We start from the raw sequence: 16430 nt of genomic DNA, 5'->3' as shown, positions 1-16430 counted from the left end.
ATGATTTTTAACTTAGAATACAATGAAAATACATTGCTAAAATCTCGACTATTTGCAAAATGAGCAGCATTTTTTGACATTTTATTATTTATTTTTTTTGTCCTAGCAATTATATTTATAGTTGAAATACCTAACATATTTTTAAATATTACCATTTTTTCCTTTACATTAATATTAGCAATAGTATGATTTATTTTAAGTATTTTATCTTTAGCAAAATCTTCTGAATTACCAAGTGAAATTTCAATTTTTCTTTTATTAGGACTTGTTATAGGGTTCTTTTTTAGAATTGGATTTATTTTTCAATTCATTGCAATTTATAAATTTTCAAAGTGAATAGCAGAAGAAAAAGAATCAATTGCTAAAACAACAGAAAAAAATTCTGCTTCAAATGTAGAAATAAGCTCGGACTATTTTGAACAAGATTTAAGCAAAGAAATAAAAACAACAAGAGAAATTGAAATCAATAGAAATTTAAGTTTCAATAAAATTGTCATTGATTCTGAAGAAAATATAAAAGTTAGTTCAAATTATAGTGAACCAAATAATCTTAAAGAAGAAACAGAAGAAACTATTTTTATTTCAAAAGGAAGAGGATTATACCCCGATTATATTTTGGATTGAACAATTGTTAAAGCGCTTGAAAAGGCCAAAATTTTTAAAATTTACAAATTAGATAAAATTGAAGAATAAATTTTATATTAATTTTTCTTTATTCATTCTTGATGCTTTAAATCTAATTCAATCATCTTTTTTAAAAAAGGCTTTGGATCAAAAGGAGGAGTTTCAAAAGTATGCAATCAAAGTACAATAAGATAATTCACTAATAATCTTTGCAATAAGATAAATGAATAGTCATAATTTGCTTCATAAGCTTCTAAAAGTATACTTTCTTCTTTATCTGTTTTTAAATTGCTTTCAATAAAATAAGCCAAATCAAAATGTTTGTCCCCACAAGATGAATATTCTCAATCTATAAAAAACATTTTATTAGTATTTTTTTCTATCAAAATATTTGCTGAATATAAATCATTATGACAAGGGGTTAATTTATCCATATTTCTTAAAATAGTATTTACTTTTTTATAGTATTTTTCCATTTCAGGATAAGAAATTTTTTTATCATTCATTATTTTTCGATATTCTTTTATTCTACCTGCAAGATTAAAAGGTGGGAATTTTAAGTTAGATTCATGAATTTTTCTGAAATTTTTTGCTATTCTTGAAATATTTTCTTTATTTAATTCAAGAGGAATAACATCAATCAATTCTCACTTGTTAATATTATTTTTTTGTCCTAAAAATTTTGGGACAAAATCTAGTTTTTTTAAAATTGAATAATCAATTTTATGATTAAAATTATTACTTATTTTTTCTTGATAAAAAAAACCATTTTCAGTATAACTTTTATTGGTAAATCCAATTTCAATATATTTTTTCATAAAAAAATAATACCACTTTGAAAAATATATTTAAAACAATCTTAAAAATTAATATTAATTAGTTACTTATGTTTAAATTTAGAATTTGTTATATAATTTTTAAAATATATTGTGATGAAATTCACATTGCTAGAAGAGGCAAAATATGAAACAAATTGGAATTATTGTTACATCAAGTGTAGCCATTATTAAAATAAAGACTTTAAAAGAAATTCTTTTTTTAAAAGGATTCGAAGTCTTTATCATTCTAACGACTAATGCTTTAATTCATTACAAAAATATTCAGGAATTAAATCCTGTTTTGTTAAATCAAGACTTAACAAAACAATCTGAACACATTGCTTTTGTTAAACGAATTGATCTTTTTATAATGGCTCCAGCAAGTGCAAATAGTATTTCAAAATTTGTGAATGGAATTTGTGACAATATGGCTCTAGCAATGTTAATGGCAACAAATAAACCAATTCTTTTTGCCCCTTCTATGAATGACTTAATGTATGAATCTATTTTAAAAAGAAATCACATTGAAACTTTAGAAAATTGAGGACATTATATAATTGGCCCAATGTATGGAAAGTTAAGTGAAGGATATGATGCAATTGGAAGAATGGCAGAACCTGAAGAAATTGCAGATTTTGCTTCAAATATTTTAAATAATCAAAAAACATCAAAAAAAGTAATTGTAAGTTATGGAGCATCTAAAATTTATTTAGATCCAATTAGATTCATTTCAAATGATAGTAGTGGTTTATTTGGGAAATTAATTATCAAAGAACTAAAACTTTTAGGATTTTATGTTGATTATGTTGATGCATCAAAAAATTCTAATCAACAAATTTTGGATAAAGTTAAAGATTATGATATTTATATTTCAAGTGCTGCAATAAGCGATTTTTTAGTTGAAAAATCAGAAAGAAAAATCAAAAAAAACTCAATTAAAACTCTTGAATTAAAAAATAACATAGATGTTTTAACAGAGCTAAGAAAGCTGAACAAGAACATTAAAATTTTAGGATTTAAGCTAGATGAAGACATTCAAAATGCAAAAGATAAAATGCAAAAATTAAATTTAGATGGAATTTTATATAATCAAATAAATTCAATGAATACTTCTAAAATAAATGGAACTTTATTTATTAATAATCAAGAAATTCAATTTCAAAATAAAGCAAAATATGAATTAGCGAAAATAATTGCAAAAGAGGTAGCAAAATGAATTTATACTTAGATATTGGTAACACGAATTTAAAATTTGGCTATGAAATTGAAAATCAATTTCATTTTTATACATTACCAACTTTAGAGAATTATACATGTGATATGCTTAGCAAAAATTTAGAATCATTTATTAAAAAGCAAAAATTTAATTATTTAATTGTTTCAAGCGTTGTTCCTTCTTTGAATTTAGTAATAAAAGATTTTGCTTCAATTCATTTAAAATCCAAAGTTATGTTTATTGATAAAATAAAAAAAGAAATTTTGAATTTAAATGGACGTGAACATAGTTCTATTGGGAGCGACATTATCGCAAATGCTTTATATGTATCAAGTAGATATGAAGATGCAATTGTTATTTCTTTAGGAACTGCAACAGTAATTTTTCATGTTGTTTCAAAACGCTTAGAAGGAGCTATTATTGCTCCAGGAGTTAAAAATTCATATTTAAGTTTAATCCAATCTGCAAAAAAACTTAGTGAAGTAATTTTAAAATTACCTAGAAAAAATTTAGGTGGTAATACTCAAGAAGCTATCTCTTTAGGAATTTTAAAAGGAAACTTTCATTTGATAAATGGTTTTATCAATGAATTAGATCCAAAGGGAAAAAGTAAAATTTTGATTACTGGTGGTAATTATGGGATGCTAAAAGATGTTTTAAAAGATTATGAATATGTAGATAATATGGTTATTTTAGGATTAAAAGATTATTATGAAATTTTTAAATAATTACTCTTATGGAAATAATAATTTTATAAGAATTTTAGTTACAATTTCATTTTACTTAAGTATTTTTACAGTGTTAACTTTTGTACCTTTTACAGGTTATCTTTCCATTAGTGTATTTAATGTTACAACCTTACCAATTTTAGTGGTTTTTGCAACTTATCATTTAGGTTTTGTTGGATCTTGCACATCTTCATTAGGATTTGGAATAGGGTCATTTTTAAGAGCTCTTTCTATTGGTGAACCTTCACAGCTTTTGCTATTTCCAGATATTTCAATTTTATCAAGATTACTTATGGGATTGTCAGTATATTTTGTTTTTAAAATTATGGGCGAAAAAAAACATTGAAAATTTTTTATTCTTGCTCCACTATCGGTTTTTTTTAATACTTTTTGAGTAAGTGTGACGATTTTTTCACATAATGCAATTATAGAAATTCCAGCTTTTAAAAATAGAACAATTATTGTTTGACTAACCTTAATTTATTCTAATTTTATTTTAGAAATAATCATTGCGCTAATTTTAATGAATCCGCTTTTTATTTTATACAAAGTATTTGAAAAAAATGGTTTAATTTTGATAAAAGATACAGAAAATTCAAAAATTTGCAATTAAAATAAGGAGAGAAAATGAAACTGCTAACTTTAGTTCTTGATGAATTTCAAGATATTGAATTGATTAATGTAAATGCAACTTTACAAAGAGGAAATTTTTTAGAAAAAAATGATTTTTATAATCCACATAATAAAAAAGTAGTAACAGGCCAATTTAATATTGCTAATGTAAATACTATTACTCAAATAAACGAAAATGATTATGATGCTATTTTTATTCCAGGAGGAAAAGCAGCCCAACATCTAAGAAAAGATTCAAAATCTTTAAACTTAATTGAAAGTTTTATTAAGAAAAATAAAATAATTATCATGATTTGTGATGCTCCAAATGCTATTTATGAAAGTAATCTTTTGAAAAAGGATATTATATTTACCTCTTATCCAGTTGAAAGTATTTTAAAACTAAAGCCTATACAAAGAAATGAAGATAATGTTGTTTATTACAAAAATTTTTTTAGCGCAAAATCAGCAGCTTTTTCAATTGAATTAGGTTTAAAAGTAATAGAGGTTTTAAAAAGTAAACAAGAATCAGAAAGAGTTTCTAAAAATCTTTGAGGTAATTAAAAACACACTTTTAAGTGTGTTTTTAATTATTAAACAATTTTAACAACTTCTTCTTTAGCTAAATTAGCACCTTCTTTTTGCGCTCTTTTTACGTGTATGATTTGAACTTGCTCATTTGATCTTGTATGATCACCTTTTTTTGCTGCTCTTCTAAAAGCTACAATTTGGTGCTCTATATCTTCAACTGTATGTCCTTCAGCAATGATTTCTTGAGTTGATTTCAAGACCGCTTTATATTGATACATATGTACTCCTTTATTTAAATAATTATAATATATTTTAAAAAATCAAATTTGTTTAAATTAATTATTAGTATTTTTTCTTTTTATATTGAGTTTTTTCTTCAATATTTAATTCTTGAGTTTTACTCAAATTTTTACAATAGATTTCTTCTGAAAGCCCAGATTTTTTAGCTTTAAAGATATTAATTAATTTTACTCCCAACATAGTAGCTGCAAAAATTAAAGAACCTGTTTGAAAAATAGCAAAGGCAATAGCTTGAGTAATGTCCCTTGAAACAACAACATTTATCCATCCGAAAATTGATAAACAAGTTAAAGCAATAGTTAAAATTGAAAAAGCAAGTAGTCCAATCCCTGAAGTTTGTTTAGTCCTTATTGTTTTGATTGATCCAGGTAAATAAGCCAAAAAAATTAGTGGAGTAGCAATTCATGAGCCAATTAAAGCTAAAATATCAAATCACTGCATTATTTTTTGTCTCCTTCTAAAATATTTGATTTATTTAAGTCACCTAAATTTAAATTCTTTTTAGTAAATTTTTCCTCTTTTAAATTTTTAATTTTTACATATGTGATTACTAAAGATCCAAATAAAACAATTAAATTTGAAAGCAATAATGATAAACCTGGGATTAAATCACTACTTATTTTTTGATCCATACTAACATCAGGGCTTGCAAATCTACCTAAAAATGAAATTCCATAAATAATAAAAAAGACTGCAGCAATATTAACTAAAATAAACATTATCAAACTTAAGTGCCTAGCATCTTTTGTTTTTCAAGTTTTTCAAGCCTGAGGCATAAAACCAAAAACTAAACCAATTGAACCTATAAGAGAAAAAACAGTTAACGCAACAAACATATTTCTCCTTAATTTTAATTACCTTTATTATAGTTCAAAATTTAAAATGATACAATTTTTTTATGAAAAAAAACTTCAAAATTTTAATTAATTCATCAAAAACTTTAAATATTAATGAAATGGTAGATAAAAAAGAGAATTTTGATATTCCATTTTTCTTTGAAAAAAATTTAACAATTGCCCAAGAATTAATTTATTTATCTGAAAAGCAAATTTCAAAAAATTTCAAGATTAGCGAAAAAGTTGCTAAAAAAACTTTTGAATATTTTCAAAAATATAATCAAAAGCTTTATCCTGCTATAAAAATTTACGATGGAACATTTTTTAAACAATTAAATTTAAATAGTTATGATTTAAGTTGATTGAGCGAACATGTTTTAATTATCGATGCTTTTTATGGAATTTTAAAGCCTTTTGATCTAATATCTCCTTATAGATTAGATTTTAAATATAAGAATCTTTCTTTTGATTTGTATGATTTTTGAAAAGAAAGTATTAATAATTACTTAAATGAATTTGAAATTTATTCTCTTGCCTCGCAAGAATTTACCAATTTATTAGAAAAATCAAAATATGTTAATTTATTAGAAAAATTTAATTTAAAAACAAAAAAACAAAGAGGTCAAAAATTTCATGAAATTTTATTAAAAAAATCTCTATAAATTAAAAAAAGCATCTAATTAAGATGCTTTTACTTCTGTTTATTAATCCAGAATTTATAGACTAGTAAACCTAGCATATAAGACAATAAAAAAATGATTAAATCTATTAATTGAAAAAAATCAGCTATAAAACCAATGAAAACAAAACAATAAAAATTTATACAATCGACAAACCTTGGTATTAAAAAAAATTTAATACCAAATTTATTATAGCAAAATGTTTATAAGTTGTTAATAAATTGTTAATAAGTCTAGTAAAAGGCTTTTCTTCTTCTTTTTTAAACTTTCATTTCTTATATTTTTTCAAATTTTGCCTAGAAATATTTCAAAAAAAGCATATTTTTTGAATAAATTGGACATAAATCTTTTATATATTCATATATATGTTATATAATAATTAAGTAAGAAGAAGTTAGAATGCAAGAAATTGCTTATAAGTTCTTACAAATTTAATAGGAGAGAAAATGAAATACAAATATGTCAAACCAGGTCATGTTATGACTGACCCAAGTTGAGATTCAATAATTCGTTATTTAGACAAAAAAGGAGACTTGATTGATAAAAAGTACAAAAGAGTTGACACACTAACAGATGAAAAAATTCTAAAAGCATATAGATACATGGTTTTATCAAGAGAGCAAGATGATTACATGTCTCAATTGCAACTTCAAGGTAAAATGTTAACTTTTGCACCAAATTATGGTGAAGAAGCTTTACAAGCAGCAGCAGCAATGCCAATGAAAAAAGGAGACTGATTTGTACCGGCATTTAGATCAAATGTAACAATGTTATATCTAGGTGTTCCTTTGAAAAACCAATTACTATATTGAAATGGTAATGAAAATGGTAATAAAATGCCTAAAGATGTAAATGTTTTACCTGTTAATATTCCAATAGGAACTCAAACTTCACATGCAACAGGACTTGCATTTGGTATGAGACACAAAGGAAACAAAAACGTTTCAGTTTCGTTTATTGGTAATGGAGGAACATCTGAAGGGGAATATTTTGAGGCAATGAACTTTGCTTCAATCCACAAACTTCCAACAGTTTTTTGTGTTAATAATAATCAATGATCAATTTCAACACCTTCACATTTAGAAAGAGCAAGTTCAACAATTGCCTCTGATGGATATGCAATGGGAATTCCTGGTTTAAGAGTAGATGGTAATGATCTTCTAGCTTCATATGAAGTTATGGAAGAAGCTCTAGAATATGCTAGATCAGGAAATGGACCAGTTCTTGTTGAATTTGTAACTTGAAGACAAGGAAAACATACAACAAGTGATGATCCTACTGTATATAGAACAAGAGAAGTAGAGAAAAAACATGAAGAATGAGAACCATTCCATAGAATTGAAAAATACATTCTAGATAATAAAATTGCTTCTAAAAAAGATCTTGAAAAAATAGCAGAAGATGTAAAACCAGAAGTAAGAAAAGCATATGAAGAATCATTAGTGAATATCGATGAAACAATTGATGAAATTTTCGATTACACATATGCAACACTATCAAAAGACTTGCTAAAGCAAAAAGCAGAAGCAGAAGCATTCTTTAAGAAAGGCTCAAAATAATGGCAAAAATTAAAGTAAATAATATCGAAGCAGTTACAAATGCTTTAGAAATTATGATGGAAAAAGACAAAGATGTTGTTCTTTGAGGTGAAGATGCCGGATATGAAGGTGGAGTTTTTAGAGCAACTAAAGGACTTCAAGCAAAATTTGGAGATAAAAGAATTTTTGATGCACCTATTTCAGAAGCTGCAATTGCAGGAGTAGGAGTAGGAGCAGCAATTTATGGATTAAAACCAGTTGTAGAAATTCAATTTTCAGGTTTTTCTTTCCCAGCAATGATGCAACTATTCACGCATGCTGCAAGATATAGAAATAGATCAAGAGGGCGTTTTACAGTTCCTATGGTTGTAAGAATTCCTATGGGTGGAGGAATTAGAGCTTTAGAGCATCACTCAGAAGCTTTAGAAGCTTTATATGCACACATTCCAGGATTAAAGGTTATCTTGCCTTCAACTCCTTATGACACAAAAGGTTTATTAATTGCAGCAATTAAAGATCCAGATCCTGTTATTTTCTTTGAACCTAAAAAAATCTATCGTGCTTTTAAAGAAGAAATTCCTGCAGAAGAATATGAAGTAGAAATTGGTAAAGCTAATGTTTTAACAGAAGGAACAGATATTACATTAGTTACTTATGGAGCACAAGTTCATGATTCTTTAGCAGCAATTAGAGAATTAGGAAGTGAAATGAGTGTTGAATTAATTGATTTAAGAACAATTAAACCTCTTGATATTGATACAATTTTAGAATCTGTTAAAAAAACAGGAAAACTTATTGTTGTTCATGAAGCTGTAAAATCATTTTCAGTTTCAGCAGAAATTATTACAAGAGTTAATGAAGAACTTTTTGAATACTTATCAGCAGCACCAGTAAGATTAACAGGTTATGACATTACAGTTCCTCTTGCTAAAGGTGAAAACTTCTTTGTTATTTCAAAAGAAAAAATCATTGCAAAATTAAGAGAACTGAAAGCTGAATAATTTAATAATCTATTGAAAATAAAGTTTTATTTAAAATAAACTTTATTTTTTATTATAAATATTAAAAGTAAAACTATACTAGAAAGGAGTTTTAATTATGGAAAACAAAATCATAATCACGCCACTTGCAAAAAATTTAGCACTGAAATTAAAAATTGATATTACTAAATTAAAACCATCAAAAAATAAATTAAGAATTTATCAAGAAGATGTTTTGAATTTTAGTAAAAATTCAGCTACAAGTAATAGCAATTTACAACTAGCTAAATCTCAATTTGATCCAACTTCTCAAACAGTTGCCAAGAGAGAAAAAGTAACACCAATAAGAAAAGCAATAGCTAAAGCAATGACAAATTCTTGAGAAAATGTTGCTTATACAAATTTAGTAACAAAAATAGATGCTACATCTTTATGAGAATCAAGAACAAGAATTAAAGATGCTATTTTAAAAGATGAAGGAGTCAATGTAACTTTTTTACCTTTTATTATCAAAGCCATCAATGTTTCGCTAAAAAAATTTCCAATTTTAACTGCAAAATATGATGAGCAAAATAGCGAATTAATTTATCCTAAAACATTAAATTTAGGAATTGCAGTCGATACCGAAGCAGGACTAATGGTTCCTGTTATAAAAAATGCAGATAAACTAAATATAATTGAAATTGCTAAAGAAATTACTAGACTTGCAGTTGCTGCTAGAGATAAAAAAATCAAGGCAGATGAACTAAAAGGAAGTGATTTTACAGTTACGAATTATGCTTCAGTAGGGTCATTATATGGAGTACCTGTTATAAATTATCCAGATATTGCAATTGCAGGAATTGGAGCAATTGTTGACAAGGCAATCATTAGTGATAAAGGAATTGTTGCAGGGAAAGTATTATACTTAACCGTTGCAGCCGATCATAGATGAGTAGATGGAGCAACAATCGGAAGATTTGCTCAAGAAGTTAAAAAATTATTAGAAAATCCAGATATGTTAGGAGTGTATTAAATGTTTAAATTTAAATTTGCAGATATTGGTGAAGGACTTCACGAAGGTGTAGTAGCCGAAATTTATAAAAAAGAAGGAGATATGGTAAAAGAAGGAGAAGCTTTATTTTCTGTGGAAACAGATAAAGTAACTTCTGATATTCCTTCTCCTGTTACAGGAAAAATTATTAAAGTAGCAATGTTCAAAGGTGATACAATTCATGTTGGTCAAGAGATTTACCAGATTGAAGATGGTTCATCATCAAGTTCTTCTGTTGGAATAAAAACAGAAGCACCTAAAAAAGCAGGTGGGGGAGGAGCTTCTGTTGTTGGGGAAGTTGCTGTTTCAGATGAAGTCATGTCTTTTGGAAGAGTAAATAGTAATTCTTCAAATTCTCAATCTCAAGTTTCTCCAAGAGAAATAGTTCAAAGTGCAAGCATTTCTGCAACGCCTGAGAACAGAAGAGCATTAGCAAGAGCTAAAATGTTAGGACAAAGTGTTGTTTTTGAAACAAATACTTTAAACAGTAGTGAATCTTCAAACAGAAGAGCATTAGCAAGAGCTAAAATGTTAGGACAAAGCCCTGAGATTGTTTCAAAACCAGTTTCCATTCAACAAATTCAACAAAATGTTGAAAAAGCTGTTTCAAATTCTCAAGTTCAACCTTTGATTTCTTTAGCTAATGAATTAAAAAGAGAAAAAGTGACTCCTATTAGAAAAGCTATTGCAAAAGCAATGAAAAATTCTTGATCAAATGTTGCTTATACTAATTTAGTAAATGAAATTAATGTTGGTTCTCTAGTTTCTTTAAGAGAAAAAATTAAAGATTCCGTTCAAGATTTAACTGGAGTTAAAGTAACTTTTTTACCTTTTATAATTAAAGCTATAACTTTAGCATTAAAAGAATTTCCTGTTTTAATGGCTAAATATGATGAACAAGCAAGCGAACTAGTTTATTCAGGAACTTTAAATATTGGAATTGCAGTCGATACCGAAGCAGGACTAATGGTTCCTGTTATAAAAAATGCAGATAAACTAAATATAATTGAAATTGCTAAAGAAATTACTAGACTTGCAGTTGCTGCTAGAGATAAAAAAATCAAGGCAGATGAACTAAAAGGAAGTGATTTTACAGTTACAAATTATGCTTCTGTAGGTTCGTTATTCGGAATTCCTGTTATTAATTATCCTGATATGGCAATTGCTGGTATTGGTGTAATTAAAGATGAACCAATTGTTACAAAAAATGGAATTGTTGCAGGTAAAATTATGAATCTTACTGTTGCAGCAGATCATAGATGAGTTGATGGGGCTACAATTGGAAGATTTGCTCAAAAAGTAAAACACTTTTTAGAAAACCCAGAACTATTAGGAGTGTTTTAAAATGTTTAAATTTAAATTTGCAGATATTGGTGAAGGACTTCATGAAGGTCTTGTAGCTGAAATTTATAAAAAAGAAGGAGATATGGTAAAAGAAGGAGAAGCTTTATTTTCTGTTGAAACAGATAAAGTAACTTCTGATATTCCTTCTCCTGCTACAGGAAAAATTGTTAAAGTAGCAATGGCTCAAGGTGATACAATTCATGTTGGTCAAGAAATTTACTACATTGATGATGGTTCATCTTCACAATCTATTGAAGTTAAACCTGCCGAAATAAAAGCAGAAGCTCCTAAAAAAGCAGGTGGTGGAGCTTCTGTAGTTGGAGAAGTTGCTGTTTCAGATGAAGTTATGTCTTTTGGAAAAAAAACTTCAAGTACTCCTACATCATCAACATCTATTCAACCAACATCTTTTAATGGGAAAATCACTGATAAATATGATGTTATTGTTTTAGGTAGTGGTCCTGGTGGGTATTTAGCTGCTGAAGAAGCTGGTAAAAATGGTAAAAAAACTCTGATTATTGAAAAAGAATATTGAGGAGGAGTATGTCTTAATGTGGGATGTATTCCAACAAAAGCTTTATTAAAATCAACAGAAGTGTTCGAGCAACTTTCACACGCTTCAGATTATGGATTAGATATTGATGTTTCTAAACTTAAAATGAATTGAAAAAAAATGCAAGAAAGAAAGCAAAAAGTTGTTAATACTCTTGTTGGTGGTGTTCTTGCTCTTATGAAGGGGAACAAAGTTAAAACCATTAATGGAGAGGCTAAATTTTTAGCGCCTAAGGTTGTTCAAGTTAATGGTGAAATTTATGAAGCTGAAAATATCATTATTGCAACAGGTTCAAAAAATAGAAAATTAACTTTGCCAGGTTTTGAAGAAGCTTATAAATCAGGATTTGCAATTACAGCTGAAGAAGCAATTCAAATTGAATCTTTACCAAAAGAATTAGTAATTATTGGTGGAGGAGTTATTGGAATTGAATTTGCTCAAATTTTTGCAGCGTCAGGTTCTAAAGTAACAGTTATTCAAAATGCTCCAACAATCATTCCTGCTTTGGATGAAGATGTTATTAAAGTTTTATCTGATAAATTAATAAGTTCAGGAATCCAAATTGTTTATAATGCAGAAACTGTTAAAATTGAAAAAGATACTTTACATTACAAAGTAAACGGAGAAGCTAAAACAATTAAGGCTTCAAAAATTATGGTCTCAGTTGGTAGAATTCCAGTCATTGCTAATGCAAAAGAAGTCGGATATCAAATTGGTGAAAAAGGCGAAATTGTTATTAATGAATTTTGTCAAACAAATATTCCAGGAGCTTACGCAATTGGGGATGTCACTTTTAAAACTATGCTTGCTCATGTCGCTTATCAACATGCTCACATTGCAATAAAACATCTTTTAGGAAACGGAGATCTATCTTATACAGGTAAAACAGTCCCAGCATGTATTTACACACATCCTGAAATTGCTTCTGTAGGAATGTCCGAAAGACAAGCAAAAGAAAGTGGTAGAGCATATATTTCTGAAAAACATCAAATGAAATTTATTGGAAAAGCAATTGCATCAGATCAAACAATGGGTTTTTCTAAATTAATTATTGATAAAGAAACTCATGAAATTTTAGGAGCTCATATTATTGGAGCACATGCAACTGATTTAATTAGTGAATTAGTTGTTGCTATAGATTTAGAAACAACAGTTCATGAAATTGCTAATGCAATACACCCTCACCCTACTTTCAGTGAAATTATTTGAGAAAATGCCCGTACAGCAAGTCACAAATTAAAAAAGAAATAAAGGAAAATTAAATAAAAAACTAGCATTAAGCTAGTTTTTTATTTAATTTTTCAATCATATCTTTAGACATTTCATCTAAATTATATTTAGGAGAAAAGCCTCACTCTTTTTTAGCGGCTGATACATCTAAAGAATCAGGTCAAGAATTCGCAATTTTTTGCAATTTTGGATTTACTTCATAAGTCATTGAAAAACTTGGAATAAATTTTTTAATACTATTTTTAATTTCTTCAGGATCAAAAGACATTGCAGACACATTAAAAGCATTTCTATGAATTAATTTTTCTTGCGGTGTTTCTAACAACTTAATAATACTATCAATAGCATCAGGCATATACATCATATCCATATAAGTACCTTTACCAATAGGAGATTTATACATACCTTTTTTTATTGCCTCATAATAAATTTCAACAGCATAATCAGTTGTTCCTCCGCCAGGTAAAGTATCATAAGAAATTAATCCCGGAAAACGAACTCCTCTTGTGTCAACCCCAAATTTATTATAGTAATAATCACATAATAACTCACCCGCAGTTTTAGTAATTCCATACATTGTTTTAGGACGTTGGATAGTATCTTGAGGCGTATTTACTTTAGGTGTTTCTGGCCCAAATGCTCCAATCGAACTTGGTGTAAAAAATTTCAAATTTAGTTTTCTTGCTGTTTCTAAAGCATTCATAAGACCTGTCATGTTTAAATGTCAAGCAAATTGCGGTTTATCTTCTGCTGTTGCAGATAGCAATGAGGCTAAATGAATAATTGTATCGGCTTTAAAATTTTTAGCAAGATCATACATTTTAACTTCATCTAAAACATCTAAAGTTTCAAATAACCCATTTTTAATAACAGGGTGATTTTCAGGTTTTTTTATATCGGTTGCAAGAACATTTTCAGTTCCTTTGTCTTTTCTTAAACGAGCAATTAATTCCGATCCTATTTGACCTAAACAACCTGTTACAATAATTCTTTTCATATTTTCTCCTTAATATTATTTTTGAAATGAAAGTTAAATAATTTTCATTTCTTTACCTACTTTTAAATAAATTTTAATAGCTTCATCAAGGATTTTTTTTGAATGAGCAGCACTTGGCATATTTCTTACCCTTGCTGTTCCTAAAGGCACAGTTGGAAAAATAATTGGTTTAACATAAACACCTTCTTCTATTAGACGTTTTGCAAAATTTTGAGCTAATTTTTCTTCTCCTAAAATAATAGGAGTGATTGGTGTTTGAGAATTTCCAATGTTATAACCTATTTTTTGCAATTCTTTTTTAAAGTAATTCGCATTTTTTCACAATTTTTCAACATACGAAGAATCAGATTCTATTAAATCAATCGCTTTAATAATAGCAGCACAAGAGCCTGGAGTTAAAGAAGTTGAAAATAAAAAAGTTCTAGCCTGAGATTTTAGCCAAGAAATTAATTTTTGAGATCCTGCTACATAACCTCCAACAACTCCTATTGCTTTTGATAAAGTTCCCATTTGCAAGTCAATTTTATTTGATAAACCAAATTCTTTTACAGTTCCTGCTCCTTTACCAAGAACACCCGAACCATGTGCATCATCTACATAAGTGATTAAATTATATTTTTCGGCTATTTTTACAATTTTATCTAATTTTGCTACATCACCATCCATTGAAAAAACACCATCAGTAATATACATAATTTTTTTGTAAAGACCACTTTCAGTTGCTTCTTTTGCTTTTTGTTCCAGATCTATCATGTCTGAATGCTCAACACGAATAATTTTCGCTTTTGATAAACGACACCCATCAATAATTGAGGCATGATTTAAACTATCAGAAAGAATTGCATCATCTTTTCCCATAATCGAAGAAATTGCACCCATGTTCGCATTAAAACCCGATTGAAATGCAATAGATGCTTCTGTTCCTTTGAATTTGGCAATTCTTTTCTCAAGTTCAATATGAACATCAAGAGTTCCATTAATAGTTCTAACAGCTCCTGAACCCACACCATATTTTATCGTTGCATTATTTGATGCTTCAATTAAATCAGGATGTGTTGCAAAACCAAGATAATTATTTGATGCTAAATTTATTTTTTTCTTTCCATCTATAATTATTTCAGGGCCATTTGCACCTTCAAGTGTATCAATTGTTGAATAAAGATTTTTCTCCTTTAAATTTTTTAGATTTTCATCTAAAAAATTTTCTAAATTGTAACTTGAAAAATTCATTTGGAGTACCTCATTGTTATGTTTATATAATAAGTATAACCTCAAATTTGCACACTTAGAAAAAAAGCATTCATTTAAGCACAATAAATAAAAATTTAATTACTATTTTTGCTTTTATTAATTAGATAATTCAAAACATCTTCTTCTTTTACACTATCAATTTCAAATTTAATATTGAAAAAATGTTTGCCTTCACTATGGTCAGCAATTTTTTTATTTATATTTAAATATTGTTCAAGACTAATTTTTCTTTTTTCAATTAAATTTTTCTTTCTTTTATTTTCTGAAATATTAAGAAAAATTATTTCTAAAAATAAATCTCTAAAATTTGATTCTTTAGTTATAAGAGCAAGTTCTGCAAAATCATATTTATTTTTTTTTAAATGTTCAAAATGCAAAGGTTCTATTAAATTTTTCAATTTTTCCAAATTATTTTTAAAATCTTCTAAAATTCAAGCAACTAATTTTGGTTTATCAACACCTTTTTCATTAACTAAAGTACCGCTTATATGATTTTTTACTAAGTTGTAACCTTCATTATTAAAAGAATAAATTATATTATTAAATTCATCTCCAATAAATACTTTGTAACCTAATTTTCTTAATTTAGTGCTATAGTAAGTTTTGCCTGCACCACTTTTTCCTGTAATTGCTATCATTTATAATATAATCAATTATAAACTATTTATTTTCTTCTTTAAAGTGGATATTACAAAATAAGTTTAATAGTCTATTTGATAATTTTCAGGGAAAAATTCTTCAGAATTTGATTTATTATAAACAACAAAACATTCAACACCATGTTCTTCATAATATTGAATTAATTTTTTTTCATAAAGAGAATCGCGAATGAAGATATTTTCATCATCAATCCTTACCCCTCTAACAATTGAAGCATTTAATTTTTTTGCAAGACTACTAGAATCTCCTGTATTTTTTATGATTTCAATTCTTTTAAAATTTTTGAACTTATTTTTCAATTTTAAGTATCTTTCTTCTAAAGAATTTTCATTATTTTTTTCCTCATTAATACTTGGTGCAATATAAACATAATCAAAAACTTTTAAAGCTCTTTTTACAACATCAAAATGCCCCATTTTAAAATATGTAAAACTTCCTACAAAAAGAGCATTTTTTGTTTCTTCTTTTATTATTTTCATATATTCCTCCACACAAAAAA

At 27.0% G+C, this 16430-nt stretch carries 19 protein-coding genes and 1 pseudogene; 12 read left to right on the top strand and 8 right to left on the bottom strand.

Features of this window, described 5'->3' with window-relative positions; all coding sequences use genetic code 4:
* Entirely contained in the window at nucleotides 1-693 is a 693-nt protein-coding gene (locus MMOB_RS03220; RefSeq protein WP_011265114.1) for a hypothetical protein, read from the top strand.
* 8 nt (nucleotides 694-701) lie between these two features.
* Here MMOB_RS03220 and MMOB_RS03215 read toward each other — a convergent pair whose 3' ends face one another.
* A complete protein-coding gene (locus tag MMOB_RS03215; RefSeq protein ID WP_011265113.1) occupies nucleotides 702-1442 on the bottom strand; it encodes a phosphotransferase in 741 nt (246 codons plus the stop codon).
* A gap of 145 nt (nucleotides 1443-1587) precedes the next feature.
* Here MMOB_RS03215 and MMOB_RS03210 point away from each other — a divergent pair, with 145 nt between their 5' ends.
* Genes MMOB_RS03210 through MMOB_RS03195 form a run of 4 tightly spaced genes read left to right on the top strand, consistent with a single transcriptional unit; the run spans nucleotide 1588 to nucleotide 4562 of the window.
* Complete coding sequence (locus tag MMOB_RS03210; RefSeq protein WP_011265112.1) at nucleotides 1588-2670, top strand: phosphopantothenoylcysteine decarboxylase; 1083 nt, start codon at nucleotides 1588-1590, stop codon at nucleotides 2668-2670.
* The gene (locus MMOB_RS03205) at nucleotides 2655-3386 is read left to right on the top strand and encodes a type III pantothenate kinase (RefSeq protein WP_011265111.1); all 732 of its coding nucleotides are present in this window, start codon (nucleotides 2655-2657) and stop codon (nucleotides 3384-3386) included. Before MMOB_RS03210 ends, MMOB_RS03205 begins: the two co-directional genes overlap by 16 nt.
* The gene (locus MMOB_RS03200; protein ID WP_011265110.1) at nucleotides 3370-3999 is read left to right on the top strand and encodes a hypothetical protein; all 630 of its coding nucleotides are present in this window, start codon (nucleotides 3370-3372) and stop codon (nucleotides 3997-3999) included. The genes MMOB_RS03205 and MMOB_RS03200 overlap by 17 nt, the downstream gene beginning before the upstream one ends.
* Nucleotides 4000-4013: 14 nt before the next feature.
* Nucleotides 4014-4562, top strand: a complete 549-nt coding sequence (locus MMOB_RS03195) for a DJ-1/PfpI family protein (RefSeq protein ID WP_011265109.1) — start codon at nucleotides 4014-4016, stop codon at nucleotides 4560-4562.
* A gap of 29 nt (nucleotides 4563-4591) precedes the next feature.
* Here the strand turns inward: MMOB_RS03195 and MMOB_RS03190 are convergent, their stop codons facing one another.
* From MMOB_RS03190 to MMOB_RS03180, 3 genes are all read right to left on the bottom strand, one after another.
* The gene (locus MMOB_RS03190) at nucleotides 4592-4807 is read right to left on the bottom strand and encodes an MAG6790 family protein (protein ID WP_011265108.1); all 216 of its coding nucleotides are present in this window, start codon (nucleotides 4805-4807) and stop codon (nucleotides 4592-4594) included.
* Nucleotides 4808-4871: 64 nt separating this feature from the next.
* Nucleotides 4872-5270, bottom strand: a complete 399-nt coding sequence (locus tag MMOB_RS03185) for a hypothetical protein (RefSeq protein WP_011265107.1) — start codon at nucleotides 5268-5270, stop codon at nucleotides 4872-4874.
* Nucleotides 5270-5665 (bottom strand): SemiSWEET family sugar transporter, encoded by a 396-nt coding sequence (locus MMOB_RS03180; RefSeq protein ID WP_011265106.1) that lies wholly within the window; start codon nucleotides 5663-5665, stop codon nucleotides 5270-5272. Before MMOB_RS03180 ends, MMOB_RS03185 begins: the two co-directional genes overlap by 1 nt.
* Nucleotides 5666-5727: 62 nt before the next feature.
* Here MMOB_RS03180 and yaaA point away from each other — a divergent pair, with 62 nt between their 5' ends.
* From yaaA to lpdA, 7 genes and pseudogenes are all read left to right on the top strand, one after another.
* A complete protein-coding gene (yaaA, locus tag MMOB_RS03175; RefSeq protein WP_011265105.1) occupies nucleotides 5728-6327 on the top strand; it encodes a peroxide stress protein YaaA in 600 nt (199 codons plus the stop codon).
* Between the two features lie 464 nt (nucleotides 6328-6791).
* Complete coding sequence (pdhA, locus tag MMOB_RS03170; protein WP_011265104.1) at nucleotides 6792-7904, top strand: pyruvate dehydrogenase (acetyl-transferring) E1 component subunit alpha; 1113 nt, start codon at nucleotides 6792-6794, stop codon at nucleotides 7902-7904.
* Nucleotides 7904-8884 carry an alpha-ketoacid dehydrogenase subunit beta gene (locus MMOB_RS03165; protein WP_011265103.1) on the top strand — a complete coding sequence of 327 codons (981 nt, stop codon included), beginning with the start codon at nucleotides 7904-7906 and terminating at the stop codon, nucleotides 8882-8884. The genes pdhA and MMOB_RS03165 overlap by 1 nt, the downstream gene beginning before the upstream one ends.
* A gap of 97 nt (nucleotides 8885-8981) precedes the next feature.
* Nucleotides 8982-9878, top strand: coding sequence for a 2-oxo acid dehydrogenase subunit E2 (locus tag MMOB_RS03160; RefSeq protein WP_011265102.1), 897 nt, complete (start codon nucleotides 8982-8984; stop codon nucleotides 9876-9878).
* A pseudogene (locus MMOB_RS03745) lies at nucleotides 9879-10091 on the top strand (biotin/lipoyl-containing protein); the annotation flags it as partial.
* A gap of 249 nt (nucleotides 10092-10340) precedes the next feature.
* Complete coding sequence (locus MMOB_RS03730) at nucleotides 10341-11240, top strand: 2-oxo acid dehydrogenase subunit E2 (RefSeq protein WP_192805348.1); 900 nt, start codon at nucleotides 10341-10343, stop codon at nucleotides 11238-11240.
* A gap of 1 nt (nucleotide 11241) precedes the next feature.
* Nucleotides 11242-13044 carry a dihydrolipoyl dehydrogenase gene (gene lpdA, locus MMOB_RS03150; protein WP_011265100.1) on the top strand — a complete coding sequence of 601 codons (1803 nt, stop codon included), beginning with the start codon at nucleotides 11242-11244 and terminating at the stop codon, nucleotides 13042-13044.
* Between the two features lie 25 nt (nucleotides 13045-13069).
* On the opposite strand, the gene MMOB_RS03145 is transcribed toward lpdA, so the two are convergent.
* The 4 genes from MMOB_RS03145 to MMOB_RS03530 all read right to left on the bottom strand — a co-directional run bounded on the left by MMOB_RS03145 (nucleotide 13070) and on the right by MMOB_RS03530 (nucleotide 16410).
* Complete coding sequence (locus tag MMOB_RS03145; RefSeq protein ID WP_011265099.1) at nucleotides 13070-14020, bottom strand: L-threonine 3-dehydrogenase; 951 nt, start codon at nucleotides 14018-14020, stop codon at nucleotides 13070-13072.
* A gap of 33 nt (nucleotides 14021-14053) precedes the next feature.
* Complete coding sequence (locus tag MMOB_RS03140; protein ID WP_011265098.1) at nucleotides 14054-15250, bottom strand: glycine C-acetyltransferase; 1197 nt, start codon at nucleotides 15248-15250, stop codon at nucleotides 14054-14056.
* 95 nt (nucleotides 15251-15345) lie between these two features.
* Nucleotides 15346-15909, bottom strand: coding sequence for a dephospho-CoA kinase (locus MMOB_RS03135; protein WP_011265097.1), 564 nt, complete (start codon nucleotides 15907-15909; stop codon nucleotides 15346-15348).
* A 63-nt stretch (nucleotides 15910-15972) separates the two neighbouring features.
* A complete protein-coding gene (locus MMOB_RS03530) occupies nucleotides 15973-16410 on the bottom strand; it encodes an adenylyltransferase/cytidyltransferase family protein (RefSeq protein WP_011265096.1) in 438 nt (145 codons plus the stop codon).
* Between the last annotated feature and the right edge of the window lie 20 nt (nucleotides 16411-16430).

Origin of the sequence: Mycoplasma mobile 163K, assembly GCF_000008365.1 — a bacterium.
GTDB classification, from domain to species: Bacteria; Bacillota_I; Bacilli_A; order Mycoplasmatales; family Metamycoplasmataceae; genus Mycoplasma_J; species Mycoplasma_J mobile.
This window is presented reverse-complemented; position numbering and strand designations above follow the sequence as displayed.